Genomic DNA, 25,564 nt, shown 5'->3' with positions numbered 1-25,564 from the left:
ATGAAGGGCCTTTTTTTTGCTTAGAAAAACAGGCCCTTCATTCATAGTTTAGCAGTATTGCGCCATGTAACGATATTTCCCCGATGCAATAAAGCTTCGATATTAGAGATGCGCGATACAGCTTCAGCAGAGCAGATGGCATCAGTCAAAATCAAACTGGCCTCATCGCCTACTTTTGGCCATGTCCTGCTGCCGTTATCGTCCAGTGGCATATGGCCATTCGTGGCATAATGCAGACAACGAGACAACTCAAATTCTGTTTCATAGCCATAAAGCTGCGCCGCAAGATTAGCCTTTTGCAACATATTGCCGCTACCAAAAGTTCCCCAATGGTCCTGTACGTTGTCATTCCCAGTCAGTACTTTTACGCCGGCTCGCATCAGCTCCGGAAATGGCATCAGTATATTCCTAAAAGGAACAGAACTCACTATTCCAACCTTAGCAGCCGCCAACTGTTCAGCAGTATGCTGCATTTCTTTTTTTGACATATGCGCCAGCGCAAAAGCGTGACTGATAAATGTACGTGCTTGCAGCTGTGGATTCTCAAGGATCTTGTCGACCAGATAGTGGATCGTTTTGTATCCAGACTGCCCACTCTCATGCAAGTGAATATCGATTCCTTTTTTATGTTCCAATGCGAGCTGTACAGTAAAATCGATTGGTTTTTCGATACTTCCGTCGATCGTATAAGGGTCTAAACCGCCAATATAATCCACTTGATCCCAAGCGGCGACTTCGCGCATCAGCATAGACGAATCCGTATAATATAAACCATGCTGCGGAAACGCCACCAGCTCAGCGGCAAATGTGTCCTTGACATGTTGCATTGCTTGCAATAAATGTTCCAATGATCGTATGCCAGATGTCGGATCCACATTGAAATGCGTACGCGCGAAATTTGTGCCGTAGCCCTGTAAAAGCATAATCAATTGTTCTGCCCGTGCAACCGAAGTCTTCAGTAATTCGGGAATAATTTCCTGTTCACGGGCAATCATATCTTTTACAGTCCTGTTTTTGGGGTAAACCGCTTTCCAGGGCAGACCATATAAGGTTTTATCGAGGTGAATGTGCATATCCCTAAATGATGGCAGAGCCAATCTACCACCTACGTCGAACTCCGAAGCTGTCCCAGTTCCTGTACTATGAGCTGGCTGAATCGCGTTTATTATTCCAGCTTCTATCGATAAGTCAAATAATTCGGTATGCGTCCCCGTTACTTCTCCCTCATCGTACTGGAACCCTGTCTCAAGCCGGACATTTTGAAGCGTATAGCTAGTCTTATCATTCAATTCTTTCATATTGACATTCATTTTTTCAAAACTAGTCGTTTCGAAGTTGCTAAGCTTGTAAATATTATCACAACATTTGTAAATATGGTGGCGAAGATAAATGATAAAGTCTTGATTGCCGAAATCGGCTCAACTACCGACACTAAAGTTTTTATTAATTGTAAACTTATCGAGGTATTTAGCAAAAATATAGCTATTTTGACTTCGTGCAAAAGATCGAGACTTGTTTCCGGTTGTCAGAAGCAGGTCCGAAATATTGTGATAAAAAAAACAACATCAAACTTGACAATAGCTTTACATCGCCATGCAGATCGAAATTGATCATCGTTATTATGAAATTGTTAGCTGGGACAGGGATTACATTCAGATTACCGGCAGTGGCGCCCCATACCAGGTATTTGCACCGCCTTATCAGGATATCGATTCGTTAAGACAATATATCAGGTTGCATCCGCCAAAACATAAAGACGAAGATATTCCTTATTTCTATCTCGACGCTCCATACCAATTATTCCGAAAGTCGTACTTCGTGAAAGTATATCACGGACAAAGTAACACACATGTGCAACTCAAATCAAGCAGTATCTGCATCTATCAGCGTAAAAATGCTGACACTTATAAACTCCTCAGAAAGTGGAGCGAAGAACAACTATATCAGGAAATCAGCAAACGTGTCGCTTTTTGGGAAGAACAGCTAGACTGCTATGCAATTACTGCTATACATATCAGTAGGATGAGCAAACGTCATTATAAAATTGTGGGTACCGAACTTTATTTTTCAAATTGCCTCATGGATGCGGATAGCGGACTGTTGAATTTGATTATTTTAAAAGCTTTTTGTAAATTCTCAAAAAAAACGAAGGGAGAAACAGAAGCCATTTTGAATCTATATATTCCAAACTGGAAAACGCTTATCCTCTGCTAAATATACTAATGACTACTACAGCTCTACAACTCAGACTTCAAATTGACCAAGAGGTTAGGAACCTATCGGATCATTCGTATTTTCTGCAGTTATTGACAACCACACAATCGGACAAGATTGCCGACCATGTCATCGCGCACATGGACAAAGATGGAGCTCCGATGCTGACCGATTACCATATAAATAATATGCAATATGACGAAGCGTCTGACACAGGTTCCTTCCGTTTACATTTTCTGGTTGCTCGGCAGTTCTGTTGCAGCGATAGTGTTTCCTGTCAAACTGATTATATCGATTTTAAATTTACAAAGTCAAGCAAAACAATCTATTTAATAGGAAATTATACCTATTGGAACACTCAATAGAACAACAATTCTTTGGATGAAAAATCCCGAACGTTATCAAATCAATACTACATCTTTTGCATTCTACTGGTCCAAAGGTACAGGGAGAGAATTGCTAAGCAAGTTGAAAGTGAAACCTCTTCTTTCCGACGCAAATCAACTTGTACCGCTCCTGTACGAAAGAGACCAAGTCTGTGACCAGCTTGTCGAACGCTTGCATTTGCAGATAGGTTTTGCGAAAGGACAGCAGCTTGTCCGTGATTATCTTCGTGGTAAACCTGTCGATAGTTTTTATCGGACGTTGATCTCAGAATTTTTAGATACCGTGGTTTTTGAACCTAAATGGCTAGACTGGAAAAAAATCCAACACGGCATCGAACTATGTCACCGCTCAGGACTCTCAGGACTTATCGTATTAAGAGATTACTGCTTAATGGGTGGTTATGAGTCGAGTGCGATCAATAAGCCGCTCATTTTTACGGGCGCGTTAAAAAAGGGTGCTGTAAAACGGCTGACGGAGACAGTGAGGTTCTGGGTTGACATCACCGGCGACAATGCTTTAAAGCCGGGCGGTATCGGTATTGAAGCTATCCTATTGACTCGCTGCATTCATTCTTTTTCGCGGTTGCTCATTCTAAAGCAAAAAAACTGGTCGATAGACAAATGGGGCATTCCTTTAAACACCTGGGATATGCTCGCAACAAATTTAGGTTTTTCATTAGTTTATATAACGGGATTGAAAATAATGAAATTCAATATTTTAAATAAGGAAATTGAAGGTGTATTTCATCTATGGAAATATATTGGAACATTGCTAGGGATACCGCCGGCCTTATTACCTGATACAGAAGAAGAAGCCATCCAATCACTTTACTATTGGACGATGACACAAAAAGAAGGTGACCAAGATAGCATAGCGTTAGCTGGAGCGCTGATGCAAGAACCGGTCGATGCCGCTTATCCAAGAAGCAAATTTAAGAGAGCACTGATGCGTGAAATACACTTATATTATAATAATTACTTGCTGGGCAGCTATTCTTGCAAGCTTTTGGGGCTCAAAAAAACACTAATTGGGAGAATAGCTTATCTTAAACTACTAAAAAATAGAAGAAGCAATAGTCATATACTAGATAGAGCATATAGACGCCTGCAAATTGACAAAGGCAGAAAAGTGCACGAAGATATCAAACAGATCTATCTGAACTACAATGATCAGCCTACATGACGCTCGTAGGGCACCCGCGTGGCGATAGATCTTCCCAAAGTCAATTCATCAACATATTCCAATTCGCCACCAAAAGCAATGCCGCGTGCGATCGTTGTGATTTTGATATTAAATTCCCGTAATTTACGATAAAGATAGAATATGGTTGTATCTCCCTCCATAGTAGCGGACAAGGCTAAAATCACCTCTTCCACTCCGCCCCGCTGCAAACGGTTGAGCAATCCCTCTATTTTCAGGTCGGCAGGGCCGACCCCGTCCATCGGCGAGATAAGTCCGCCCAAGACGTGATAGACACCTTGATAAGAATTCGTATTTTCTATAGCCATTACGTCACGCGTATCCTCCACCACACAAATTAAACTCTTATCGCGTTTGAAGGACGTACAAACGTCACAAATCGCTTGGTCCGAAATGTTAAAACATTCCTGACAATACTGAATATCTTCCTTTAGACGGTCTATGGACGCTGTAAAACGTGCTACGTCTGGATCCGGCTGCTTTAATAAATGGAGCACCAGCCGTAAAGCAGTCTTCTGTCCCACACCGGGAAGTTTACCAAATTCCGCGACCGCGTTTTCAAGAAGTTTCGAAGAAAAATTCATAATGCAAATGTAAGAATAATCGCAAAAAGTAGCTAGTTTTAAAAAAATAGCTATCTTGTATTCCTTTTGAAAAAAATAGGGTTTAGAAACTAATGTATAAAGTAATTTATGGACATTACAAAAGAAGATAAAATCATCCGTGCCTTTGAGAACAAAACGTGGCAGGAAATCAAAGTAAAAGATTCTTGGCAGATCTTTAAGGTCATGTCAGAATTTGTAGATGGATTCGAAAAACTCGCTAAAATCGGTCCCTGTGTATCTATATTTGGATCCGCAAGAACACCCCGAGAACATAAATATTATAAAATGGCCACCGATATCGCGGCCTTGTTAACTGAGCGTGGTTATGGTATAATATCTGGTGGCGGCCCCGGCATTATGGAGGCAGCCAACAAAGGGGCTTATGAATCCGGCGGAAAATCAGTAGGTCTCAACATTGAATTACCTTTTGAACAATTTCACAATAAATATATAGACAGGGACAAATTATTGGAATTTAAGTACTTCTTTGTACGAAAAGTAATGTTCATGAAGTATTCTCAGGGATATATTGTTATGCCGGGAGGATTTGGTACAATGGATGAACTCTTTGAAGCGATCACTTTGATCCAGACAGGAAAAATCGCTCGCTTTCCAATCGTGTTGGTCGGTTCCGAATATTGGAAGGGGCTGATGGATTGGGTACAGAGCACTATGTTATCCAACAAATATATCAGCGAAGAAGATCTAAAGCTATATCGTATTGTTGATACTGCACAAGAAGCTGCTGATCATATATTCCGTTTTTACGACAAATATCTGCTGAAACCAAATTTTTAATCAGCTTGAAAACTGATATGCTCAAAGAGCGTCCAGAAAAACTCTGTACGCTCTTTTTTATGGACATACAATCCCGTCTGTTGATCGTCCTATACCACTACTGATTGCAATCAGCGGCGTAGTTTGGACTGCATATATCCAAAAAAAAGGGCCTAAGCCCTTTTTATATAAAGATATGGATAAGATATACCGTAGCTACTCTTAGAAAACACCCCATATTCGTTTTGCTAATTCCGCTGTTACAGTATGTGTCAACTAAAATACATAAATTAACTCCACAGAGAAAAAACGAAAAGGGGGACAAAAGGGGGACAAATCATACTCACCTGAAAACGAGCAAATTGACATGTAAAAAAAATGCAGCAGAGAAAAATTCACATATTTAAAATAACTGTATAATTTGTTTGTGCATTTTTGGTAGAGAATTGTAGTGGGAGGACTTTTTCATTCAAAAAAAGACCTGAGGTTGGGAGCCCCAGGTCTAAACTAACCAATTATTAACCTAAATTATGAAAAGTCTATCTAATATTCTACATACAGGATATTTCAACTTTTGGACCAAAAAAAATGACAACTATCCATTTCACATTTATTTAACACATTAGTGAGATTATTATGACGAATACTCCTTGTTTGATGATATTTTTTCAAATTCAACGCAACTAGAAATCAAAAAAGACGCATGGAAGTCAGTTTGTCATATTCGCTGTCACCTTCCGCTGCCACTGACGATGGGGCCGACATAGTAAGCGGATACACTTTATTAGGATACCTTTCTGCCGCCTGGCTAATTAATTCCATCATGTAATAATTACTCTGATACACTTTTACCTGCGTTCTGACACTTTCCAGGTCATTACATTGACTATGTTCATCAATGTATCCCATGCCATAAAACCGTCCATTTTCGACTACGATACAGCTTCTCTCTTCTGCATTCCTACCTTTATCCACCAAGACGTAGGAAGGCCGCAGCTTTAACCATTCGGCCACACAGCACTCTACATGCATATTATGTAGTTCGCGGTCTGGCAGATCTCCTAGTGGCGCTATCCGACCCGCCATACCTGCACTGCCAAATTGACAAAAACGGGGATTTATGGCGCCTTTTCGTATAAATGACTGCAGTAATTGAATTGCATCGTATTCCCGATGAAATAACTGAATACAATCTTGTTGCCGAGTTATTTTGCCTATAGCAAGATGTAAATAACCATTTTGATCCTCATAGCAAAATAGTCCAAATTTAGGTTCGTACCGCTTTAAGGCGCGATTAAATTTAGGCCAGAGCCGTTTGATCTCTGCGCACTCCAACAACAGTGCCATCAGTTCTGTACCGCAACATTCAAAACTGATGTGGTAAATCTCTTTCAGAAAATTTTGCCGTTGTGCCTGAATATTATTGCCAGCGAAGTGCGATTGCACTCGTTTTTTTATATTGATTGCTTTTCCGACGTAAATTACTTTGCCCTCTTTATTATGAAAATAATATACCCCTGGCGAATCTGGCAACTGTTCGAACTCCTTTAAATCCAGATGTGGCGGAAAGCGTTGCGCGATTGCTTTATGTTTAATCATCTCCTGAAACACCTGTTCGGTGTCCAATGCCCGAAGAAAGGCAAAAAGAATTGCGGTAGCATCAGCATCGCCACCTGCACGGTGCCGGTTTTGGATTGGTATATCCAGATAGTCGCACAAACGGCCTAAACTATAGGATAAAAGCCCAGGCTTAATTTTTCGGGCATAACGTACCGTACACAGTTTAATAGCCGACCATTCTATCCCTGCTTCCTGCAATTGAAAGCGGACAAAAGAATAATCAAAGTTCACATTGTGTGCCACGAAAATACGATCTTTCAACAGTGTGTAGACTTGTAATGCCACGTCTTCAAACAATGGCGCATCCCTCACCATATCATTATTGATACCGGTCAGCGCAAAAATAGAATTCGGGATTTCCTTACCTGGATTTATTAATGTTTCCCAGCGTTCCAGCACACGATTGCCGTCGTGTACCACGATTGCGATTTCGGTAATGCGGCTCGATTTTGCATTGCCCCCTGTAGTTTCTATATCTACAATGGCAAATTCTTGTCTTTTGCTTTCATTCATAGTACTTCTTGAACAAATATACTAATTTTCTTAGCGAAACAAAGGTTTGCCAACAAAATTTCAGAACCTCACAATATACCACCAAATAATGCCAAAAGGGAGTATGGGAAAGCTACAATTCGGTCAGTTCTACGTAATATCCATTAAAATGCCGACGCCATGGGAAAGTGTTAAGCAGAATTTACTTAATTTGTATCAACTATAGATACACCAAAAAATTATAATCAATGGAAGTCATACAAAAAGATGGGGAGAGACATGGGAGTTTCGAAGTAACAGACCAAGGGAGATCTGTGGCCCAGATGACCTATACCTGGGCTGGTCCCACAAAATTTATTATTGACCATACCGAGGTTAGTGAGAACTATACCGGCAAAGGGCTAGGTAGGCAAATGCTCTCTGCAGCAGTTGACTTCGCCCGAGAGAAAGGGTTAAAAATACTCCCACTCTGTCCTTTTGCAAAGTCCGTTTTTGATAAGGAGGCCGACCTTGCAGACGTACTTTTCTAAAAGTAGCTGCTAACTGGGCAGCTAAACAAACCGACAAGCGCCGTGAAAGCACTATACTGTCCCTACCGGCGTTTGTCGATTTTAGATTACTGGTACTTCATGCTATAGCCGATCAGTGGCGCCGTTCACAAATTTAAAAAGCAGATCCGCAGCTAGTTTAGCTGTACGTCCATCAATATCATAGCGCGGATTTAACTCTGCGATATCCAGTGATCTTAAATTGGGCAGCTTGATGAGTGTTTCAAATAAACCGAAAAAAATTTCGTTCGGAACAACGCCATTGAACGCCGGTGCGCTCACCCCTGGAGCGTACGGAGCAGCAAACATGTCCAGATCGATTGTCAAGTAAAGATAGTCTACTTCGGCAGCAAATGCTCGTACCTGGTTTTGTAGTTTTTCCAAGTTGGATGGAATCAGATCATCGCTCCGGATCAGCTGTACGCCCTTAGTCTGTGCATAGTCACAAAGTCCTCTGGTGTTACTGATCTGCTGTATTCCGATCGCTAAATAATGAAACGATGCTCCCATAGCTCTCAGATCCTGTTCGATTTGATAAAACCCAGTGCCCGAGTTCCCAAAACCGCCAGGCAGTGGGCGCATGTCAAGATGCGCATCTAAATTGATAAAGCCGATTTTGTGGCTGCTCCCCCCTAAGTGTTGCTTTATACCAAGATAATGTCCATAAGTGACCTCATGCCCGCCACCAAAGACGATCGGAAATCCGCCGCTACGAAGCACTGTCGCCAACGCTTGACCCAATGCTTCTTGAGAAGATTCTAAATCACTATCCATCACCAAAATATCGCCACAATCTTTTACTTTTACTTCATCTGAAAAATACACAGGCAAATTTGCAAGAACATCTCTGAGCGTAGCCGGTCCATCTTTTGCGCCTGCCCGTCCTAGGTTACGGGACACGCCCTCGTCACTGCAAAAGCCCAGAATGCTGTATGCGCCAGCCAGATCTGGCACTGTCAGCAGATCAACGCAGCTGACCCACTGGTGCCAGCGCATCCAGTCCTTATCTTCACCGTCTACACGTCCTTTCCATCGGAAACGGTCTGCGGCAACATATAACTGTTTTTGTTTAAACAAATGGCTCATTCCAATTCCTTAAATAAATTATCAATGATCGTATCGTCGACCAGCTGCGCCCGAGTTACCATAAGCGATGTATTGGCCGCCATCGCCCTATCCAGTGCGTGATTTGCTTCCTTGTTTCGCGCCCATGCCCTCCTAGCGATACCGTTGTTAACGTCAAAATATAGCATGCTTTCCAACCTTACATCAGAGGCCACTGACCCATCCAAAAGCATTCCAAATCCACCATTGATGACTTCGCCCCAGCCAACACCTCCACCGTTGTGAATGGATACCCACGTGGCACCTCTAAAACTGTCTCCAATGACATTGTGAATAGCCATATCCGCCGTAAATTGACTTCCGTCGTAGATATTGCTCGTTTCCCGATAGGGAGAATCTGTTCCGCTAACGTCGTGATGGTCACGTCCAAGGACAACAGGGCCTTCTAGCTCCCCTTTCCGGATTGCTTCATTAAATGCTTTTGCGATAGCAATACGTCCGTTCGAGTCCGCATATAGAATCCGAGCCTGTGATCCAACAACTAATTTATTTCTACCGGCCTCCTGAATCCATTGGATGTTGTCACGCATCTGCTGCTGTATTTCTTCAGGTGCAATCGTTTGCAGTTCGCGCAGGGCAGCGATCGCCAGCTTATCTGTTTTTTCCAGATCGGAAGGCTTACCAGAGGTACAAACCCATCGAAATGGGCCAAAACCAAAATCAAAACACATGGGGCCCAAAATATCCTGCACATAAGATGGATAGCGAAATTTGTCTCCAGCATCATTCCATACAGCTGCTCCAGCTCGACTGCTCTCCAGCAAGAAGGCATTTCCATAATCGAAAAAGTAAGTGCCTCTGGCAGCATGGTTGTTGATCGCCTGCACGTGCCGGACCAAGCTGGCACGCACAAATTCTTTAAATTTGTCCGGCTGCGACGCCATCAAATCATTTGCTTCTTCAAACGTAAGGCCCATTGGATAATAACCTCCTGACCAAGGATTATGCAACGAGGTCTGGTCAGATCCTACAGTAACGTGGATATTCTCGCGGTAAAAGGCCTCCCATACCTCGACGACATTCCCAATAAATGCAAAAGAAATCGCTTCCCTTGCCACAATTGCCTGGCGTACTTCCTTAACCAGCTGATCCATATTATCAATCAGCACATCCACCCAGCCCTGCTCGTACCGTTTCCTTGCAGCCACAGGGTTGACTTCTGCACATACGGTGATGCAACCCGCAATATTGCCTGCCTTTGGCTGTGCACCACTCATACCCCCCAGCCCAGATGTCAGAAACACCTTTCCGCTAATATCCTCCCCTTTATTTAGGTGTCGGCGGAACGCGTTCATAACTGTAATTGTCGTACCATGAACAATGCCCTGGGGCCCAATGTACATGTAGGATCCCGCTGTCATCTGTCCGTATTGGGTTACTCCCAATGCATTATAACGTTCCCAATCATCGGGTTTGGAGTAGTTCGGAACCATCATGCCGTTGCTGACTACTACTCTTGGGGCTAGCTCGGAGGAGGGAAACAGTCCCATAGGGTGACCGCTGTACATATGTAAGGTCTGTGTATCGCTCATCTGCGAGAGATATTTCATGGTTAGACAATACTGTGCCCAGTTCTGAAATACCGCCCCATTACCACCATACGTGATCAGCTCATGGGGATGCTGGGCAACAGCGGGATCTAGATTATTCTGTATCATCAGCATGCTGGCTGCTGCCTGTTTGCTTTTTGCTGGATAATCCTCTATTGGTCGTGCGTACATGGCATAATTTGGCCTAAACCTATACATGTAGATTCGTCCGTAATCACGTAGCTCTTCGAGAAACTCAGGAGCCAACGTAGCATGCCATGCTTTAGGGAAATACCGGAGGGCATTCCGCAGGGCAAGCTTCTCTTCCTGAAGCGAAAGTATATTTTTACGCTTTGGCGCATGGCTTACATTCTCATCCCGCTCCATTTTTTTTGGCAATTCTGCCGGAATCCCGGCTGTAATTGCAGTCTTGAACGTATTATCCATTATTGTTCGATTGAAAACACTTTATTACCGTTCTTCCAAACAGCAGAGGGCTGCATGCTTCCTTGATAATAGGTGATATTTTGGTAGTTGTCTGTTTGAAATAAAATAAAGTCGGCACGCATGCCGCTTGCTAGCTTTCCACGATCCCTGAGATTTAGCGCATATGCCGAACGAAACGTCATTGCCGCAAGAACCTCCGCGTTACTCAGCTTTTCCATGGTGGCCAATACACATGCACTGGTCAGTAGCTGTCCCATTGGTGCCGAACCCGGATTCCAATCGCTGGCTATTGCCAAAGAGGCACCTGCATCGAGCAACTTTCGTGCAGGACTAAATGCACAACCTATACCTATCGAAGCTGCTGGTAGGGCGACGGCAATGGTATCAGAGGCTGCAAGAAGTGCGATCTCAGTTGCTGTGGAAGCTTCTAGATGGTCTGCAGATCTTGCGCCCAGCTCAACAGCAAGCCGGCTTCCTGATGTGCTAAACTGATCGGCATGCACAGTCAGATCAAAGCCCAATGCACGCGCTCTTTGCAGATAAGGTTTTATGGATCCGGCATGAAAAGCCGTCTTTTCCACAAAAGCGTCTACGCGTGCTGCAAGCTGCTCGGCTTTTAATTGTGGCAGAAGAACTTCCGCCATAAGATCAAGATATTCATCTTCTGATCCTGCAAAGTCCCTCGGTAGCATATGAGCGGCCAAACAGGTTGGAACTAGATCTGCCGCTGTGTCGCCGTTGGCCCTCTTTATCGCTCGTAAGATTTTAAGTTCTTCTTCAATTTGAAGCCCGTAACCGCTTTTCACTTCAATAGTTGTAATACCCTGTCGAAGCAAAGTGTTTGAGCGGTCGACAGTCAAGCGAGCTAATTCAGCCTCTTCACAGTCGCGTGTATGGCTGACTGTATTCCAAATACCCCCCCCTGCCTCGGCTATTTCAAGATAGGATGAACCTGCATTCCGCAGCGCGAAATCATTTGGCCGGTTGCCAGCATAACAAATGTGTGTGTGGCAATCCACAAAAGCGGGCAAAGCAACATAATCTCCGTTCTGGGCAATATAATCTGCTTCAGGATGCCATCGTTTATATAAGCTGTCAAAGTTTCCCACTTCTTGAATAAAACCGTCCGAAACGAGCATCCCTGCCCTTTCGACAATTTCAAGTTGCACATCCTTTAATGCTCCTTTCAATGGCAAATTGTCCATGGACAACAACTGGCTAAATGGTCCTATGAGTTTTAATTTTTTTTCCATATGACTGCTTCTAATAAGTTTCGAACGCGGCGGCAAGTTGATCGGCTACAGGAAGCTGCGGATTGAACTGCTGTCTTAAGTAAATCAGTTCTCCCGATTTTATCAGCATCTCTGCATCGGTCAACAAGGCTTCCATGGGCTGATCTTGCTCAATGTGGGGGATTGACTGCCGGATACGATGATGTATAGCTTCAAGCGCATCAGTAGACTGTAACGGATGATGATAGTCCTTAGCCTGTGCCGCACACAGGAGCTCAATGCTCAGAATTTTATCAACATTATCAATGACCTGTAACAATTTGCGTCCGGAGATGGATCCCATACTGACATGGTCCTCCTGCCCCAATGAGGTGGGAATACTGTCAGCGCTAGCTGGAAAACACAAGCCTTTATTCTCACTAGCAATCGCTGCCGTGCTATATTGGAGGATCATAAAGCCCGAATTGAGGCCGGTCGATTGCATTAACAACTTAGGGACACCATTGGTTTGCCCCTCCAAGGATAAATAAACGCGGCGATCTGATATGTTACCGATCTCCGAAGTCGCGAGCGTCGCGTAGTCCATAGGAAGAGCAATGGACTGTCCATGAAAACTACCGCCACTTATGGTTAACTCATCATTAATGATGACTGGGTTGTCAGTTACCGAATTAATTTCCACTTCCATCGTTTCTTTCAGGTGGAGCCAAGCATTCCGAGACGCACCGTGCACCTGTGGGATACAGCGCAACGAATAGGGATCTTGCACACGTGAGCAATCTTTATGGCTATCCAAGATAGCCGACCCATTTAACAGGGCATAAATATTGGACGCCACAAACCGGTTTCCAGCATGCGCTCGCAGCTGATGAAGTTCAGGAAAAAATGGTTTAATTGAACCGTTTAATCCTTCGATCATCAAAGCTGCAATGATATCTGCGTTCTGCAGCACACGATAGAGCTCGATGACCGCTTTTACCCCATGGGCGGCCATAAATTGTGTTCCGTTAATCAAAGCAAGTCCTTCCTTGGCACCCAATTGTAGCGGTCGTAGTCCATGCGCTTCTAATACAACGGCAGTTGGATGTACCACTCCTTTTACTTGCACCTTGCCTAAGCCGATGAGCGGTAGGAAGAGATGTGACAGCGGAGCAAGATCGCCCGAGGCACCTACTGAGCCCTGCTTGGGCACTACGGGTATTATATCCTGTTCAATATGCCAAATAATACGCTCAACAGTCGTGTATTGAACGCCAGAGAAGCCTTTGGCTAGCGCGTGAACTTTCAATATCAGCATCAGTTTGGCCAAATCATTGGCAATCGGTTCACCCATGCCAACAGCATGACTTTTCAGAATATTTTCCTGTAGCAGCTGCGTCTGGTCGGCATCGATCAGTGTCGTACATAAGGGGCCAAAACCGGTATTTACACCGTAGACCACCTGCCGTTTCTCAACAATGTGTCGAACATACTCCGCACTTCTTTCTATTGTAGCCTTCACTGAGTCCGATATTTCGCCACGTATCCTTCCTGCTGCTATTGCCAAAGCAGTAGAACACGTTAAATATCCACTGCCATATAAAAATTTTTCCATCGTCGTAAGCTTTTCTCAAATTTACTTCCTACATTTAATAATTAGAAATACCATTTTGATCATCAATTGATAACTATGAATTATCAAATAGAACTCCGACACCTTTTGTATTTCAAAGTGCTGGCCGAAGAACTGCATTTTCGCAAAGCAGCCGAACGCCTTTACATCGCCCAGCCCGGATTGAGCCGTCAGATCAGACAGCTGGAGGATTATTATCGGGTAAGGCTATTGGAGCGTAATAAACGAAATGTGTCTCTTACCGAGGCAGGAAAATATCTCTTTGAAGAAGTAACCCGACTTTTGCGCTATCTGGACCAGATCGAAGTTCAGCTACAGAGCCTGGCAAATGGCAAGATAAGCACACTCCGCCTCGGCTTCATAGGTTCTGCCGTACAGACTATACTTCCACAGCTGCTCGTCCGCATCAAACAGCAGCAGCCTGATATCGAACTCTCCCTCCATGAGCTGGGTAACGAAACGCAACTGGAACTGTTGCAGCGAAAAGAACTCGATCTTGCTTTCGTGCGCACGTCTGACGTTCCGCCTGGGCTGTGCGGGCTACCTATCCATACCGAACATTTTAGTCTCGTTGTCCCTAAAGAGCATCCGATATTGAAGAGTGCCAAGCCCAGTCTGGAGCAGCTAAAGCACGAATCCTTTATCTTATTCTCCAAAAATTACAGCCACTCCTATTTTGATCTGGTCATGAGTATTTTTCAGGATCATCAGTTTATACCCAAGGTAACGCTACGTACAGTCAATGCCCTGACGATTTTTAACATGGTCAAACAGGGGCTCGGCGTGGCCATAGTTCCCTCCTCCCTTAAAAATGGATATCATGTTGACGTCGCTTTTCTTGAGCTGGACGATTTGCCTCAGCGCACTACACTTTACTTGGCCTGGAACGCTGAAAACCGCAACCCCGGTATACCCTATGTGCTCGACATTATTGCTACATCGGCTCCTTGGACGGGTGCAAGCTGACTAATTTTTTTTCGGTGAAAATTATTAATATATTTACTTACGCTAATAGATATAAATAAGAATAAATTATGATTTTAGAAGTCGCTGTATTACAAATTATTGAAGGTCAACAATCGAATTTCGAACGTGATTATAAAACCGCCTGTCAGTATATAAGCGCCAGCAAAGGTTATATCACACATTCACTGCGCAAATGTATTGAGAAAGACAATCAGTACATTTTATTGGTGGAGTGGGAGACACTGGAGGACCATACCATAGGCTTCAGGGAGTCAGAACTATTCAAAGAATGGGAAAAGCTTTTACATCATTACTACGATCCTTTCCCGACCGTCGAACACTATGAATTGTTAAAATAGCAGTTTTATCCGTCTTTTTTCCGAATATCTACTATCTTTGTAGAAATTTAAACGCAACTTTTAACCTGCTCTAGGGTTTCTCTCACTGGAGCAATGAACAAAATAAGATGTATACAAAAGAAAAAGCAAAAGTAAACAGTTTTACGGTAGATCATACCAAGCTAAAACAAGGGATTTACGCTAAAACTTCGAGTACCAATACTAGTCATCTAGACAACTATACCACCTATGATATTCGTATGATCAGGCCTAATTCGGCAGAACGTATGTTGTCACCCGAAGTGATGCATACGCTGGAGCACTGCTTTGCAACGGAAATCAGGACGATCTTGGGCGACGAGGTAATTTATGTTGGTCCGATGGGATGCTGTACAGGTTTTTATGTGGTATTGGCAGGGACGGACAAAACACCACAGGATATCGCTGTACTAATGAAAGAGGTGCTCGAGATCATTCTAACTGAAGGTTACGAGGTGCCTTTCCAAAATCCGGTAAGCTGCGGTAACTATACCTTTATGGATTTCGCTTCTTCAAAGCAAGCTTGTACTAACTTCCTGCAGCTGATCAATGCGGCCCAGCTTGATTTCGAATACCCTTACATTGAAGAAAACTAGATGATCCTAAACAAAGATATTGAAACGATTATCCTGGTAGCAAATAAGAACGAATTGGCTTTCGCTACTACTGACAGTTCTTCTCTGGTTTATGAAATAGGTGTAGGCAAGGTGAACGCACTATTGTCCGTTGCTACGCTATATGATGAAATCAAAACACTGGGAATCAACCCTGTACTACTCAATGTTGGCACTGTAGGTTGTACTAGACATCCCATTGGTCATGTGTTGTACCCCGCCTATTATGCGCAAGGTGATGCGTATACAGACGGCTTCTTTTTGGAAAATACCTTGTTCTTAAAAGGGCAGGGAAAGATAGAATCGGTCCCTCTTGATGAGTTTCGCTACGAAGACGCCATATTAACTTCGGATCGCTTTGTCAATATCAATACCCCTTTTTATCAAGATGTTAAACACTTTAATCCATTGGCATTCGACATGGAGTCTTATGCGCTGGCCAGCTTCTGCTTCCATAAGCATCTGTCTTTTCATAGCATTAAAATAGTATCCGACAACTGTGATGGGACAGTGAAAGATTGGGAGAGCATTCTTTTTGAGATTTCCGGTCGCCTAGGAATCATTCTTGACAAATTTATGAAAGAAAGACTTGGGGCTGCCAAATTAAGCACCTTTAATATTTCCTAAGACTCATTATGGATACAAAAAAGACCTGTAAAAAATTACAGGTCTTTTTTGTATCCATATTCTCCCCTCTTGCGTACGACGGTGATCTCCTTTTCCAGCAAGTATAACGCTCTCCACTGAAGCCCTAGTCCGGTGTTAATTTGAATTAATGAAAACTATTCCCATCAGTAGTTGTTCAACTATATGGATTGCAAGCCCATCGTTATAGTTTTATATAACTCTTCCACTACAAGTAAATCGATCTAATAGTTTTATGAAGAACAAAAAGAAAATAATAATTTCAAATAGACTGCCGATACAAATAGAACGAAAAAAAGATAAACTGATCATCAGACCAAGTGCGGGAGGCCTGGCAACAGGGCTAAATTCAGCTTTTGATTCGAACGAAATCCGTTGGGTCGGATGGCCAGGCATTGTTCCAAAAGACGAAGCCGAGAAGCACAAGATAATTGCGTTGCTCGAACCCATGAACCTTGTACCCGTCTTTCTTTCAAAGGAGGAAATACGTAACTTCTACGAAGGATATTCCAACGAGGTACTTTGGCCCATCTGCCACTATCAGCCTAGCTACATTCACTTTGACCGCGAATATTGGTCAACCTATGTATTTGTCAACAAAAAGTTCTGCGAAGCTGCGTTAGCTATCCGTGCAGCATCAGACTTTATCTGGGTGCAAGATTATCAGCTGATGCTTCTCCCCCAGCTCCTTCGACAAGAAGATAAGGATCTCAATATCGGATATTTTCATCATATTCCCTTTCCTTCCGAAGAACTGTTCATGAATATCCCCCAAAGACGGGAGCTCGTAGAAGGGTTGCTGGGAGCGGATCTAGTCGGCTTTCATACGTTTGCTGACAGTCAGAATTTCCTAAACGCCTGTAAAAAGATATTGAACGTTCCCACCGGTCACAACCAATTAAAATATCAAGACAGGCATATATTTATCGAGTCCTTCCCTATGGGGATTGATTATGACAAATTTGTCAGCGCCAGTGTTGAACCCAAAGTGACGGCGATTGCCGAACAGTTTCGAAGTCATTTTCCGCATCAAAAAATCATCATTTCCGTTGATCGTCTAGATTACAGCAAAGGTATTCTGGAGCGTTTGCGTGCCTTCTTGACTTTTTTGGAAAAATACCCTGAATGGCATGGTAAGGTCGTCCTTTATATGCTGATAGTTCCTTCAAGAGACAAAGTCTCTCAATATAAAAAACTCAAAGATGAAATAAACCGCAAAGTAAGTGAAATCAATTCCATTTATGGTAATCTAAGCTGGACACCGGTTCTGTATTTCTACAAATCACTTCCTTTCGAGGAACTGGTCGGATTGTATGTGGCTTCGGACGTTTGTATGATTACGTCAACCAGGGACGGCATGAACCTGGTCAGCAAAGAATATATTGCCTGTAAAACAGCCTCAGAAGGTGTGTTAATCTTGAGCGAGTTTGCCGGCGCATCAAAGGAACTAGTCGACGCCCTAATCATTAACCCATTTAACAGGGCGGAAACAGCAGACAGCATCTTCCATGCGCTACGGATGTCGCCCGAGGAAATTCGTGAACGGACAGAAGCCAACCTTCAGATTATACGTAAATTTAATATACAGCACTGGGTACAGCTGTTTACCAGCAGACTTGCTGAAACCAAAGCCATACAACGCGATGAATGGGCTAGACGTATTTCCGACAAGGTCTTCAATAGTATTGCAGACCGCTATCGAAAAAGCCATAATAGGCTGTTCTTTCTAGATTATGATGGGACACTTGTCAAATTTCAGAACCACGCCCAAAAGGCAAGTCCAACTGTTGTCTTATATAACTTGCTGGACAATATTATCTCCGATCCGCTCAACACATTAGTAATCATTAGCGGACGATCACAGGAAAGTCTATCCTCTTGGTTCGATGGCCGGTCTTATTACTTGGTCGCAGAGCATGGAATCTGGTCCAACTTTCCAAACTTCAATTGGTCTTATAAAAAAGGACTGGCTTTACATTGGATGCCTGAAGTCAAAAAACTCATGGAGAAATTAGCCGATCAGACGCCCGGCGCCTATATTGAAGCCAAACCCTACTCTCTGGCCTGGCATTACAGGAAGGTAGAACTCGGTCTCGGCGAACTGAAAGCGGCCGCACTAAAGGAAAGCCTGAATCCGATGTTGAACGATTATGGACTGCAACTTCTCGATGGGAATGCTGTCATTGAGGTAAAGAATACTGAGGTTAATAAAGGCAAAGCCGCACTCGAAATCGCAGGCCACATCAAAGCTGATTTTTTACTGGCCATCGGCGACGATGTCACGGATGAAGATCTATTTCGTTATCTTCCCGCCTCTACAATAAGCATTAAGGTGGGCAGCAACAAGTCGGCAGCAAAATATTACCTGGACCAACAGGAGGATGTCATTCAATTTTTAAATCAACTTATACTAAAGTAATGGCGGAAAATATGAAAACAAATAGGCACGTATACCAAACAGGTATCATCGGCAATTGCTCCTATATTGCGCACGTCGGCGTTGATACAAATATATCCTGGCTGTGCTGGCCCTCTTTTGAAGATAGTTTTGTATTTGGTGGTTTAATTGATCAAAACAGTGGCGGCTCATTTGCTATACGCCCCGAAGAAGAGGTAGTCGAAACAAAACAATATTACATCAAAAACTCTAATATCCTCTGTACAGAAATTCACACCGAGTCCTTTGCATATCGCGTTACTGACTTCGCTCCCCGGTTTGAACAATTTGGTCGGTACTTTAAACCGTTAATGTTAATCCGCAAAATTGAACCGCTGCGCGGTGCACCTAGCGTTAATATCCGCTGTCAGCCGACTGCGGATTATGGACGCAAAAGTCTAAAAGCTACTCGTGGGAGCAACCATATAATGTATAGTAGCGATGGTATCGGCGACCGTATCCGTCTGACAACCGATGTTCCGATATCACATTTTTTTCAGCTGGACAGCTGGACAATTATCAGTGAGAACAAATATTTGATTCTCACCTACGACGCTGCTTTTGAATCCGCTATCGCCACTACCTGTGAGGACTTCCTACAAAAGACACTCAGCTACTGGCAGCGTTGGATTAAGCGTTGCAGTATCCCCAACATCTATCAGGCTGAAGTTATTCGTTCTGCGTTAGTGCTTAAATTGCACCAATATGAAGACACTGGCGCTATTATAGCAGCATCAACCACCAGCTTGCCCGAACATCCTGGCTCTGGAAGAAATTGGGATTACCGATACTGTTGGGTACGCGACAGTTATTACGTCCTGACCGCATTAGCGCATATCGGTCAATTTGAAGAGATGGAGAGTTTCGCTAATTATATTGCTGGTATTACCCACCACAATCCCGGAAGACTGCAACCGCTTTATGGCATTTTGGGCACCTCTGAACTCACCGAGCAGATACTGCCATATCTAAAAGGCTATCTGGATAATGGACCTGTACGCATCGGAAATCAGGCATTTGAACATATCCAGAACGACGTCTATGGTCAGGCGATGATAGCTCTTCTTCCCTTATTTACGGACCAGCGTTTCAAGATTCATGAAAATAAGAATGTCTTAGGCTGGGTAAACTTTATTCTGGAAAAGATTGAAGCGACTATTGATGAAAAAGACGCGGGAATCTGGGAGTTCAGAAATTTTGCCAACCATCATTGTTATTCCAACCTATTTCAATGGGTCGGTTGTAAAGCAGCCTTGCTGATTGCTCGTCAGAATGGATATCAAGATATGGAGGAACGGGCCAATGTATTGCTCAAAAAAGCCGAAGCTTATATCGAAGCATGCTATGATGAAGAACGGAAAGTATACCAAAATGCACTTGACAGTAAAAACTTGGATGCCAGTACACTGCAACTGATTGTCATGGATTATCTGGATCCGAAGTCGGAACGGGCACAGGCCCATTTAGCAATGCTGGAAAAAGAACTGAAAGGTGAAAACGGATTATTTTATCGGTACAAACATCAGGACGATTTTGGCAAACCGAAATCTACTTTCCTTGTATGTGCGTTCTGGTACGTGGAAGCCCTTGCATGCGTCGGAAGAGTCAGCGAAGCGCAGGAAATACTCGACCGCCTGCTGACGTACAGCAACCACTTGGGCTTATTTAGTGAGGATGTCACCGAGGATAATGGTAGCCAATGGGGCAACTTCCCGCAGGCATATAGTCATGTGGGTCTTATGAACGCCGTCTATCGCCTCGCAATCAAACTGGATAAGCCCATCTTTTCTTTGTAAGAATTCATAAAAAAAGCGATCAATAATTCATATTGATCGCTTCTCTCCTATTTAAGTTTAATTAGTGGAATTGCTTACATGTTGTTTAACCAATCTTCCACCTCGTCTTTTGTCTTACCAGTCTTTTGTTGCAGCTTGCCCAATAGCTCATCTTCTTTGCCTTCGGCATAGAGCAAATCGTCATCGGTCAGATCAGCATATTGTTGTTTCACCTTTCCTTTTAATTCGTTCCAACGTCCTTTCCAAGTTAAATTACTCATAATACTCCTTTGTTTTAGTGAATTATATAATTAAATTAAAGTTTGTTTATACCTGTCAAAATGCTCACATACCTCTTCCATACCAATCCGTTTGCCCATTAGATCAATGAATTTGTTCTTATAAAGCGAGAATATATACATCCCCGTTGCAAGACTTCCGATGACGAAGATACCTTCATGCTCATTACTTCGGACGACCTTATCCTGCAAGCGGCACTCCTTCAACAAGGGAATGTTGTAAGAAGACCATTTCCCCATGCGGTCCCGTAGAACCAACCCAATGTCTTTTCTCGTTCTCATTTTCCTGATCTTTTAAATAAAAACAGTTTTGGACATACAAAAGTTTCGACCTTCACCACTCTCCTCCACGGAATCAGTGTTTATTTTCCGGATTCCGTATTTATACGGACGCATACACAGCTTACCGGCGTCCAGGTAAGTAAATCTGGAATCCGACACCTACGCCGAGACCACTTGCACCACTGCCGGTATTGATATTCGCTTTACTATAATTATATCCGAAGGTAGCTTCCAATGCGACCGTACGGGTGATAAAATGAGCGTAGCCGAGATTCGCTCCAACCGCTAGCGATGCACCCTTACCGACAGAGCTCCCAGATATACCAATGTCTCCCTGGCCAAAAAAACGGCCAGTCGATGAGCCTGCATTAGGGAAATAATAACGCACAAATGGAGCTATACCATATGTCCAGTTGTCTTTAGCATCCTTCACTGTGATAAGCCCCACGTTAGCTTGTGCACCAATAGCAAGGCCGTCTGAGACAAAATATCCTGCCCTTGGCTGTAGAGCGGCGTTGAACGACTTACCTTCGAAACTATATCCGATACTACCGATTGATCCACCAACCATCCAATTTCCTTGGCGGATCGGTTCGATACCCACCTCGGATACCATTTGTGGTGTCGTCTCAATTTTCTGGGCGCTGGCGTGTCCAACACCAGTGGCAATTAATAAAAATAGCGTTAGTTTTTTCATCATATACTGTTTAATAATTACTTTAACTTAACAACAAGATTAATAGCAGAAAAGTTTTGAATTTATTATTAATTACTGTGATTCAATGTGTATTCAATTGTCTTCGATAGATATAGTAAAGGCCGTCAATTTTATAAAAAAAACAACCAAATTTCTTTGCCAACTGTTCACCTTAAAAAAGATTATGAGAACGACAATCCAATTTCGAAGCGGCATGCCTTTAACAATGGAGGATGCATTCATACTTTTAAACGAAATAGACCCTTTAGGCAATAATCCCGGTACCGATGATGGCGCTCCAACACGCAGGCCGCCTAAAGTTCCGGACTTGGATGAAGTCACACCTGATCGGTACTATCCCGAAAATGCCGAAGGTCCGGACCCTACTGAAGAGGAACAACGGGACAGAGATCAGCTTGAAGACATAGATCCAGATCACGAAAGAGATCATGGGCAGATTGATCATCTTGATGAAGATATTTATACGCCAGAATCTGATCCTGACGAAGACGTTGAGGAACGAGGTCTGTAACATGAATTAAGGGCCGTTTATTAATGGCCCTTAATTCTTTTATTCAATCCTGATTATCATATTGCCCTGCCTGTAGTCGGTGGACATTTCAGCGAATGTTATATCAATTAGCGGGTCGGACCGGATATACTATCTTTGTTGTTGGCAGTATCTACCAATGTGGTATCTTTCTGCATACTCAGTTTTTGTTGTTCGCTCAAATTGTATCTCGTCTCGTCAACATCACTTGGTGGAATATTATCGGACTGAGTGCTTTTTTCAGGATTATTTTTTGAATCTGTGCAAGATAACATCGACGCGCCAGAGGATACAGTCAGACAAACTGCCAGTAAAACTTTATTTATCTGTTTCATAGTAATTTGAATTGTGTTCATTTTATAGAAGGAACGGATCTAGTATATCTTTCGTTCAAAAAAATTAAAAATACTCTTTTACTGTTTAAAAAACTGAGCAAAGTGCTTCACCGCCAAGAAATCGCCACACCCGTAATTCAGACATTTATCCAGAGTTAAATACCCTTTTTGTAAGCGTATAATTTTCTGTGGGTTAAAAGATAGGTCTTGAACAAGTCATTTCTGCAGCGCTTTAGCGATGACATAGCCAAGTTTCCGTGCCACGTATTTTCCACATTTAAGTGTCTAAACAAGTTTAAGCTCTATTTCGCTATACAATTTTAGCATTTTAATTGTGGTAAGCTCAAGGAGAGAACATCCTACAAAAATGAATGCTATTATGAACAATTCCAGTATAAACATCCTTGTCGAAGAAAAAAAATGTTTATTGAAGCATTTTGCGAGCAAGTTTACCGCCGACCCTGATGAAAAGGAAGACCTCGTCCAAGAAACGCTGATCCGAGCATGGCGATCTATAGATGACCTCGTCAAGCACCCGAAACTTATGTCATGGCTGTATGTCATCATGAGAAATGTTTATATCAACCGGTATCGGAAAGCGAGGCGCGGTAGCGAAATACATGACACCTATATTGATCTTGAATCAAGCAATACCATTGAAAACAACAAAGCAGAGAATAGGTTTATCGCTGATGATATCGAAAAAGCGATGTGTAGTCTGTCCGACGAAAATTACCAGCTCTTCCGGTTGTTTCTTGATGGTTATAAATATCACGAAATAGCCGCTCATTTAGCGATGCCTGAAGGCACTGTCAAAACACGAATACATATGCTACGCAAGAAGCTGCAACGGCAATTAAAAGTATATCGACTTGATTAAAACCAAAATGCTACTGCTAACGTTACTTTACTAAAGATCTAACAACATACATCAAAAAATAACACATATATGAAATCCGAAATAACAATACGCAATGCCGGGCACATGCCGATATTATTAATAATCTGCGGCGGACCTATTGGAAAAAATAGCAACAAAGAAATTCCCCGGGACGCAGCGGTGACTTCAATAACAAAGAAACAAATGGAAGGCAATAACGAGAAACAAAAAAAGCCTTCTTTAGCAGTCAAGACCAAATAGCTAGCTAAGATAATCAGGCCCGTCAGGTCGCTAGGGCTGTTCAAAAATTGGACAGCCCATTCTTTTTTTCAGGAACACATTTTTCCAGTCCTTGGTAAACTGAAAGCTTACCACACAGGTTCTTTCCCTGAACAACATATTGAAATCTGAAAATAATATAAAACAAAAAAATAGAACCATGGAATCCACTACAATAAATGACAGCAGCCTGATCAACGATCTAATCCAGATCAACAATGACCGAATTGCCGGTTACCAAAAAGCAATAGAGATTGCGAACCGTCATCACCTCGAGGGGGGCTTGAATAACATTTTCTCATCCTATATAAACCAATCTCAGATGTTTATTGAAGAACTTACACCTTATCTCGAACAGCAGTCCGAAGCAGCTACAGACGGAACCATGATCAGCGGGAAATTATTTAGAATCTGGATGGAAATTAGAGTTGCGGTTTCCGGCAACGATGCAAAAAGCTTACTGGCTAGCTGCGAACAAGGTGAAGATGCTTTTAAAAAGACTTATAAGGACGTCGTGGACAATGAAGACTGGGAAATTACCCATGATCTCTTGCTACTGATCGAAAAACAGCTCGGTATACAGCTCGAAGCACATGAGTATATCAAGACATTACGGGACAACGCTTAACGGTCAAGTTGACTTTCTATACTATTATAACGTTACCCTGCCTTATGAAGACGAAGCATACCGAAGGTTATACAAGACGAAAAATCAGAAATAAATTCAAATATTACGATCCATCGGGTCAGGTGATCGAGGATGCCAAGATTTTAAAAAGGATTGGTGCCCTTGTCATCCCGCCCAACTGGAAGGAGGTCTGGATTTCTAGAAGCCCGCGTAGTAATTTACAGGCTTATGGTTACGACCAAAAGGGCCGTAAACAATACGTTTATCATCCAAAGTTTGTCAACCAACAGCAATCCGAAAAATTTAAACAGATTCTATACGTGGGTCAGTATCTTCAGGAATTGCGGAAGATCAGTTCACGCCAGCTCAAACAGGAGACCTGGAATATGGAAAAGCTATGTGCTGTAGCCTTCAAAATAATGGACAGCACCCTCATCCGCATAGGCAACAAACGCTATACGTTGGCTTATAAATCATATGGCCTGAGCACATTGGAAAAAAGACACGTTAAAATCAGCGGTAACACCATCACGCTCGCCTATAAAGGAAAGAAAGGTGTCTTTCAGGAGAAGACCTGGCGTAACAAACAACTCGCGTGTTTATTAGGACAACTGATGCAAATTAAGGGGAAAACGGTCTTCTGTCTTGACAAAACAAATTGTGAAGGCCGCTTTTGCGGGCGCACCTTCAACAGTTACCTGCGTACACATTGTCCCGGAAATATCAGCTGCAAGGACATCCGCATATGGGGGGCCAGCAGGGAAGCATTCAAACTACTTTGCAAAGCTAAACAGCCTGATGAGCCTAAGGCACGCAAAAGACAATTAAACTCTGTCATAAAAGCCGTCGCGAAGGAATTGGGCAACACCAAAGCTGTTTCTGAAAAATACTATGTCCATCCAACAATCCAACGGGTTTACATGGAAAGTAAATTTCCAGTAATAAACAAAGAGATTCCTTTGGAAAAGCTTGAATTTAAGCTATTTCGCTTCCTGCTCAAATATAGTTAGCA

27 protein-coding genes are annotated in these 25,564 nt (G+C 42.9%); 16 read left to right on the top strand and 11 right to left on the bottom strand.

Annotation, left to right across the window (positions count from 1 at the left end; genetic code table 11):
* Positions 1 to 41 precede the first annotated feature (41 nt).
* The gene (locus FGL37_RS20065) at positions 42 to 1,298 is read right to left on the bottom strand and encodes an amidohydrolase (protein ID WP_037533072.1); all 1,257 of its coding nucleotides are present in this window, start codon (positions 1,296 to 1,298) and stop codon (positions 42 to 44) included.
* A gap of 295 nt (positions 1,299 to 1,593) precedes the next feature.
* Here FGL37_RS20065 and FGL37_RS20060 point away from each other — a divergent pair, with 295 nt between their 5' ends.
* The 3 genes from FGL37_RS20060 to FGL37_RS20050 are packed head-to-tail and all read left to right on the top strand — an operon-like array spanning position 1,594 to position 3,783.
* On the top strand, positions 1,594 to 2,214 hold the full coding sequence (locus FGL37_RS20060) for a hypothetical protein (RefSeq protein WP_028069575.1): 621 nt from the start codon (positions 1,594 to 1,596) through the stop codon (positions 2,212 to 2,214).
* An 8-nt stretch (positions 2,215 to 2,222) separates the two neighbouring features.
* Positions 2,223 to 2,579: a hypothetical protein gene (locus FGL37_RS20055; RefSeq protein ID WP_138096978.1), complete on the top strand. Its 357-nt coding sequence runs from the start codon at positions 2,223 to 2,225 to the stop codon at positions 2,577 to 2,579.
* A gap of 16 nt (positions 2,580 to 2,595) precedes the next feature.
* Entirely contained in the window at positions 2,596 to 3,783 is a 1,188-nt protein-coding gene (locus FGL37_RS20050; protein ID WP_037532988.1) for an oxygenase MpaB family protein, read from the top strand.
* Here FGL37_RS20050 and recR read toward each other — a convergent pair.
* Positions 3,771 to 4,385 (bottom strand): recombination mediator RecR, encoded by a 615-nt coding sequence (gene recR, locus FGL37_RS20045; protein ID WP_028069572.1) that lies wholly within the window; start codon positions 4,383 to 4,385, stop codon positions 3,771 to 3,773. The two genes, FGL37_RS20050 and recR, sit on opposite strands and share 13 nt — an antisense overlap.
* Positions 4,386 to 4,499: 114 nt before the next feature.
* Here recR and FGL37_RS20040 point away from each other — a divergent pair, with 114 nt between their 5' ends.
* On the top strand, positions 4,500 to 5,204 hold the full coding sequence (locus tag FGL37_RS20040) for an LOG family protein (protein WP_028069571.1): 705 nt from the start codon (positions 4,500 to 4,502) through the stop codon (positions 5,202 to 5,204).
* Between the two features lie 669 nt (positions 5,205 to 5,873).
* Here FGL37_RS20040 and FGL37_RS20035 read toward each other — a convergent pair.
* Complete coding sequence (locus FGL37_RS20035) at positions 5,874 to 7,316, bottom strand: exonuclease domain-containing protein (RefSeq protein ID WP_081817839.1); 1,443 nt, start codon at positions 7,314 to 7,316, stop codon at positions 5,874 to 5,876.
* A 227-nt stretch (positions 7,317 to 7,543) separates the two neighbouring features.
* Between FGL37_RS20035 and FGL37_RS20030 the strand changes: the two genes are divergently transcribed.
* Positions 7,544 to 7,825, top strand: a complete 282-nt coding sequence (locus FGL37_RS20030) for a GNAT family N-acetyltransferase (RefSeq protein WP_028069570.1) — start codon at positions 7,544 to 7,546, stop codon at positions 7,823 to 7,825.
* Positions 7,826 to 7,927: 102 nt separating this feature from the next.
* Here FGL37_RS20030 and hutG read toward each other — a convergent pair whose 3' ends face one another.
* From hutG to hutH, 4 genes are read right to left on the bottom strand one after another with little or no spacing between them, the layout of a single operon-like run.
* Positions 7,928 to 8,929 carry a formimidoylglutamase gene (gene hutG, locus FGL37_RS20025; RefSeq protein WP_028069569.1) on the bottom strand — a complete coding sequence of 334 codons (1,002 nt, stop codon included), beginning with the start codon at positions 8,927 to 8,929 and terminating at the stop codon, positions 7,928 to 7,930.
* On the bottom strand, positions 8,926 to 10,944 hold the full coding sequence (gene hutU, locus FGL37_RS20020; RefSeq protein ID WP_037532985.1) for a urocanate hydratase: 2,019 nt from the start codon (positions 10,942 to 10,944) through the stop codon (positions 8,926 to 8,928). Before hutU ends, hutG begins: the two co-directional genes overlap by 4 nt.
* Positions 10,944 to 12,197: an imidazolonepropionase gene (gene hutI / locus FGL37_RS20015; RefSeq protein ID WP_028069567.1), complete on the bottom strand. Its 1,254-nt coding sequence runs from the start codon at positions 12,195 to 12,197 to the stop codon at positions 10,944 to 10,946. Before hutI ends, hutU begins: the two co-directional genes overlap by 1 nt.
* 10 nt (positions 12,198 to 12,207) lie before the next feature.
* Positions 12,208 to 13,770 (bottom strand): histidine ammonia-lyase, encoded by a 1,563-nt coding sequence (gene hutH / locus FGL37_RS20010; protein WP_037532982.1) that lies wholly within the window; start codon positions 13,768 to 13,770, stop codon positions 12,208 to 12,210.
* A 75-nt stretch (positions 13,771 to 13,845) separates the two neighbouring features.
* Here hutH and FGL37_RS20005 point away from each other — a divergent pair, with 75 nt between their 5' ends.
* The 6 genes from FGL37_RS20005 to FGL37_RS19980 all read left to right on the top strand — a co-directional run bounded on the left by FGL37_RS20005 (position 13,846) and on the right by FGL37_RS19980 (position 20,623).
* Complete coding sequence (locus tag FGL37_RS20005) at positions 13,846 to 14,754, top strand: LysR family transcriptional regulator (RefSeq protein ID WP_028069566.1); 909 nt, start codon at positions 13,846 to 13,848, stop codon at positions 14,752 to 14,754.
* A 68-nt stretch (positions 14,755 to 14,822) separates the two neighbouring features.
* Positions 14,823 to 15,113 carry an antibiotic biosynthesis monooxygenase family protein gene (locus FGL37_RS20000; protein ID WP_028069565.1) on the top strand — a complete coding sequence of 97 codons (291 nt, stop codon included), beginning with the start codon at positions 14,823 to 14,825 and terminating at the stop codon, positions 15,111 to 15,113.
* 107 nt (positions 15,114 to 15,220) lie between these two features.
* Entirely contained in the window at positions 15,221 to 15,727 is a 507-nt protein-coding gene (locus FGL37_RS19995; protein ID WP_028069564.1) for an S-ribosylhomocysteine lyase, read from the top strand.
* Positions 15,728 to 16,372, top strand: a complete 645-nt coding sequence (locus FGL37_RS19990) for a nucleoside phosphorylase-I family protein (RefSeq protein ID WP_028069563.1) — start codon at positions 15,728 to 15,730, stop codon at positions 16,370 to 16,372. It begins immediately after the preceding gene.
* Between the two features lie 253 nt (positions 16,373 to 16,625).
* On the top strand, positions 16,626 to 18,809 hold the full coding sequence (locus FGL37_RS19985; RefSeq protein WP_037532980.1) for a bifunctional alpha,alpha-trehalose-phosphate synthase (UDP-forming)/trehalose-phosphatase: 2,184 nt from the start codon (positions 16,626 to 16,628) through the stop codon (positions 18,807 to 18,809).
* A gap of 11 nt (positions 18,810 to 18,820) precedes the next feature.
* The gene (locus FGL37_RS19980) at positions 18,821 to 20,623 is read left to right on the top strand and encodes a glycoside hydrolase family 15 protein (RefSeq protein ID WP_028069561.1); all 1,803 of its coding nucleotides are present in this window, start codon (positions 18,821 to 18,823) and stop codon (positions 20,621 to 20,623) included.
* A gap of 74 nt (positions 20,624 to 20,697) precedes the next feature.
* Here the strand turns inward: FGL37_RS19980 and FGL37_RS19975 are convergent, their stop codons facing one another.
* The 3 genes from FGL37_RS19975 to FGL37_RS19965 form a co-directional block, all read right to left on the bottom strand.
* Complete coding sequence (locus FGL37_RS19975) at positions 20,698 to 20,883, bottom strand: CsbD family protein (RefSeq protein WP_028069560.1); 186 nt, start codon at positions 20,881 to 20,883, stop codon at positions 20,698 to 20,700.
* Positions 20,884 to 20,913: 30 nt separating this feature from the next.
* Positions 20,914 to 21,183, bottom strand: a complete 270-nt coding sequence (locus tag FGL37_RS19970) for a hypothetical protein (RefSeq protein WP_028069559.1) — start codon at positions 21,181 to 21,183, stop codon at positions 20,914 to 20,916.
* A 121-nt stretch (positions 21,184 to 21,304) separates the two neighbouring features.
* On the bottom strand, positions 21,305 to 21,883 hold the full coding sequence (locus FGL37_RS19965) for a porin family protein (protein WP_232048744.1): 579 nt from the start codon (positions 21,881 to 21,883) through the stop codon (positions 21,305 to 21,307).
* Between the two features lie 181 nt (positions 21,884 to 22,064).
* On the opposite strand from FGL37_RS19965, the gene FGL37_RS19960 reads away from it, so the two are divergent.
* Positions 22,065 to 22,412 (top strand): hypothetical protein, encoded by a 348-nt coding sequence (locus FGL37_RS19960; protein WP_138096976.1) that lies wholly within the window; start codon positions 22,065 to 22,067, stop codon positions 22,410 to 22,412.
* 107 nt (positions 22,413 to 22,519) lie between these two features.
* Here the strand turns inward: FGL37_RS19960 and FGL37_RS19955 are convergent, their stop codons facing one another.
* Entirely contained in the window at positions 22,520 to 22,765 is a 246-nt protein-coding gene (locus FGL37_RS19955) for a hypothetical protein (protein ID WP_138096974.1), read from the bottom strand.
* Positions 22,766 to 23,144: 379 nt separating this feature from the next.
* On the opposite strand from FGL37_RS19955, the gene FGL37_RS19950 reads away from it, so the two are divergent.
* The 4 genes from FGL37_RS19950 to FGL37_RS19935 all read left to right on the top strand — a co-directional run bounded on the left by FGL37_RS19950 (position 23,145) and on the right by FGL37_RS19935 (position 25,562).
* Positions 23,145 to 23,645: an RNA polymerase sigma factor gene (locus FGL37_RS19950; protein WP_028069555.1), complete on the top strand. Its 501-nt coding sequence runs from the start codon at positions 23,145 to 23,147 to the stop codon at positions 23,643 to 23,645.
* A gap of 69 nt (positions 23,646 to 23,714) precedes the next feature.
* On the top strand, positions 23,715 to 23,906 hold the full coding sequence (locus tag FGL37_RS19945; RefSeq protein WP_028069554.1) for a hypothetical protein: 192 nt from the start codon (positions 23,715 to 23,717) through the stop codon (positions 23,904 to 23,906).
* A 178-nt stretch (positions 23,907 to 24,084) separates the two neighbouring features.
* Positions 24,085 to 24,552, top strand: coding sequence for a PA2169 family four-helix-bundle protein (locus FGL37_RS19940; protein ID WP_028069553.1), 468 nt, complete (start codon positions 24,085 to 24,087; stop codon positions 24,550 to 24,552).
* Positions 24,553 to 24,596: 44 nt separating this feature from the next.
* Positions 24,597 to 25,562 carry a DNA topoisomerase IB gene (locus FGL37_RS19935; protein ID WP_028069552.1) on the top strand — a complete coding sequence of 322 codons (966 nt, stop codon included), beginning with the start codon at positions 24,597 to 24,599 and terminating at the stop codon, positions 25,560 to 25,562.
* Positions 25,563 to 25,564: the final 2 nt, after the last annotated feature.

The organism is Sphingobacterium thalpophilum, from assembly GCF_901482695.1.
GTDB classification, from domain to species: domain Bacteria; phylum Bacteroidota; class Bacteroidia; order Sphingobacteriales; family Sphingobacteriaceae; genus Sphingobacterium; species Sphingobacterium thalpophilum.
This window is presented reverse-complemented; position numbering and strand designations above follow the sequence as displayed.

Bases quoted from the DNA above. Each gene is read 5' to 3' on its own strand.
- recR (WP_028069572.1), bottom strand. From the start codon at position 4,385: ATGAATTTTTCTTCGAAACTTCTTGAAAACGCGGTCGCGGAATTTGGT.
- FGL37_RS19970 (WP_028069559.1), bottom strand. From the start codon at position 21,183: ATGAGAACGAGAAAAGACATTGGGTTGGTTCTACGGGACCGCATGGGG.
- FGL37_RS19960 (WP_138096976.1), top strand. From the start codon at position 22,065: ATGAGAACGACAATCCAATTTCGAAGCGGCATGCCTTTAACAATGGAG.
- FGL37_RS20005 (WP_028069566.1), top strand. From the start codon at position 13,846: ATGAATTATCAAATAGAACTCCGACACCTTTTGTATTTCAAAGTGCTG.
- FGL37_RS20060 (WP_028069575.1), top strand. From the start codon at position 1,594: ATGCAGATCGAAATTGATCATCGTTATTATGAAATTGTTAGCTGGGAC.
- FGL37_RS19935 (WP_028069552.1), top strand. From the start codon at position 24,597: ATGAAGACGAAGCATACCGAAGGTTATACAAGACGAAAAATCAGAAAT.
- FGL37_RS19990 (WP_028069563.1), top strand. From the start codon at position 15,728: ATGATCCTAAACAAAGATATTGAAACGATTATCCTGGTAGCAAATAAG.
- FGL37_RS20050 (WP_037532988.1), top strand. From the start codon at position 2,596: ATGAAAAATCCCGAACGTTATCAAATCAATACTACATCTTTTGCATTC.
- FGL37_RS19985 (WP_037532980.1), top strand. From the start codon at position 16,626: ATGAAGAACAAAAAGAAAATAATAATTTCAAATAGACTGCCGATACAA.
- FGL37_RS20065 (WP_037533072.1), bottom strand. From the start codon at position 1,298: ATGAAAGAATTGAATGATAAGACTAGCTATACGCTTCAAAATGTCCGG.
- FGL37_RS19980 (WP_028069561.1), top strand. From the start codon at position 18,821: ATGAAAACAAATAGGCACGTATACCAAACAGGTATCATCGGCAATTGC.
- FGL37_RS19975 (WP_028069560.1), bottom strand. From the start codon at position 20,883: ATGAGTAATTTAACTTGGAAAGGACGTTGGAACGAATTAAAAGGAAAG.
- hutG (WP_028069569.1), bottom strand. From the start codon at position 8,929: ATGAGCCATTTGTTTAAACAAAAACAGTTATATGTTGCCGCAGACCGT.
- FGL37_RS19950 (WP_028069555.1), top strand. From the start codon at position 23,145: ATGAACAATTCCAGTATAAACATCCTTGTCGAAGAAAAAAAATGTTTA.
- FGL37_RS19965 (WP_232048744.1), bottom strand. From the start codon at position 21,883: ATGATGAAAAAACTAACGCTATTTTTATTAATTGCCACTGGTGTTGGA.
- FGL37_RS19940 (WP_028069553.1), top strand. From the start codon at position 24,085: ATGGAATCCACTACAATAAATGACAGCAGCCTGATCAACGATCTAATC.
- hutI (WP_028069567.1), bottom strand. From the start codon at position 12,197: ATGGAAAAAAAATTAAAACTCATAGGACCATTTAGCCAGTTGTTGTCC.
- FGL37_RS19995 (WP_028069564.1), top strand. From the start codon at position 15,221: ATGTATACAAAAGAAAAAGCAAAAGTAAACAGTTTTACGGTAGATCAT.
- hutU (WP_037532985.1), bottom strand. From the start codon at position 10,944: ATGGATAATACGTTCAAGACTGCAATTACAGCCGGGATTCCGGCAGAA.
- FGL37_RS19955 (WP_138096974.1), bottom strand. From the start codon at position 22,765: ATGAAACAGATAAATAAAGTTTTACTGGCAGTTTGTCTGACTGTATCC.
- FGL37_RS20030 (WP_028069570.1), top strand. From the start codon at position 7,544: ATGGAAGTCATACAAAAAGATGGGGAGAGACATGGGAGTTTCGAAGTA.
- FGL37_RS20055 (WP_138096978.1), top strand. From the start codon at position 2,223: ATGACTACTACAGCTCTACAACTCAGACTTCAAATTGACCAAGAGGTT.
- FGL37_RS20035 (WP_081817839.1), bottom strand. From the start codon at position 7,316: ATGAATGAAAGCAAAAGACAAGAATTTGCCATTGTAGATATAGAAACT.
- hutH (WP_037532982.1), bottom strand. From the start codon at position 13,770: ATGGAAAAATTTTTATATGGCAGTGGATATTTAACGTGTTCTACTGCT.
- FGL37_RS20000 (WP_028069565.1), top strand. From the start codon at position 14,823: ATGATTTTAGAAGTCGCTGTATTACAAATTATTGAAGGTCAACAATCG.
- FGL37_RS19945 (WP_028069554.1), top strand. From the start codon at position 23,715: ATGAAATCCGAAATAACAATACGCAATGCCGGGCACATGCCGATATTA.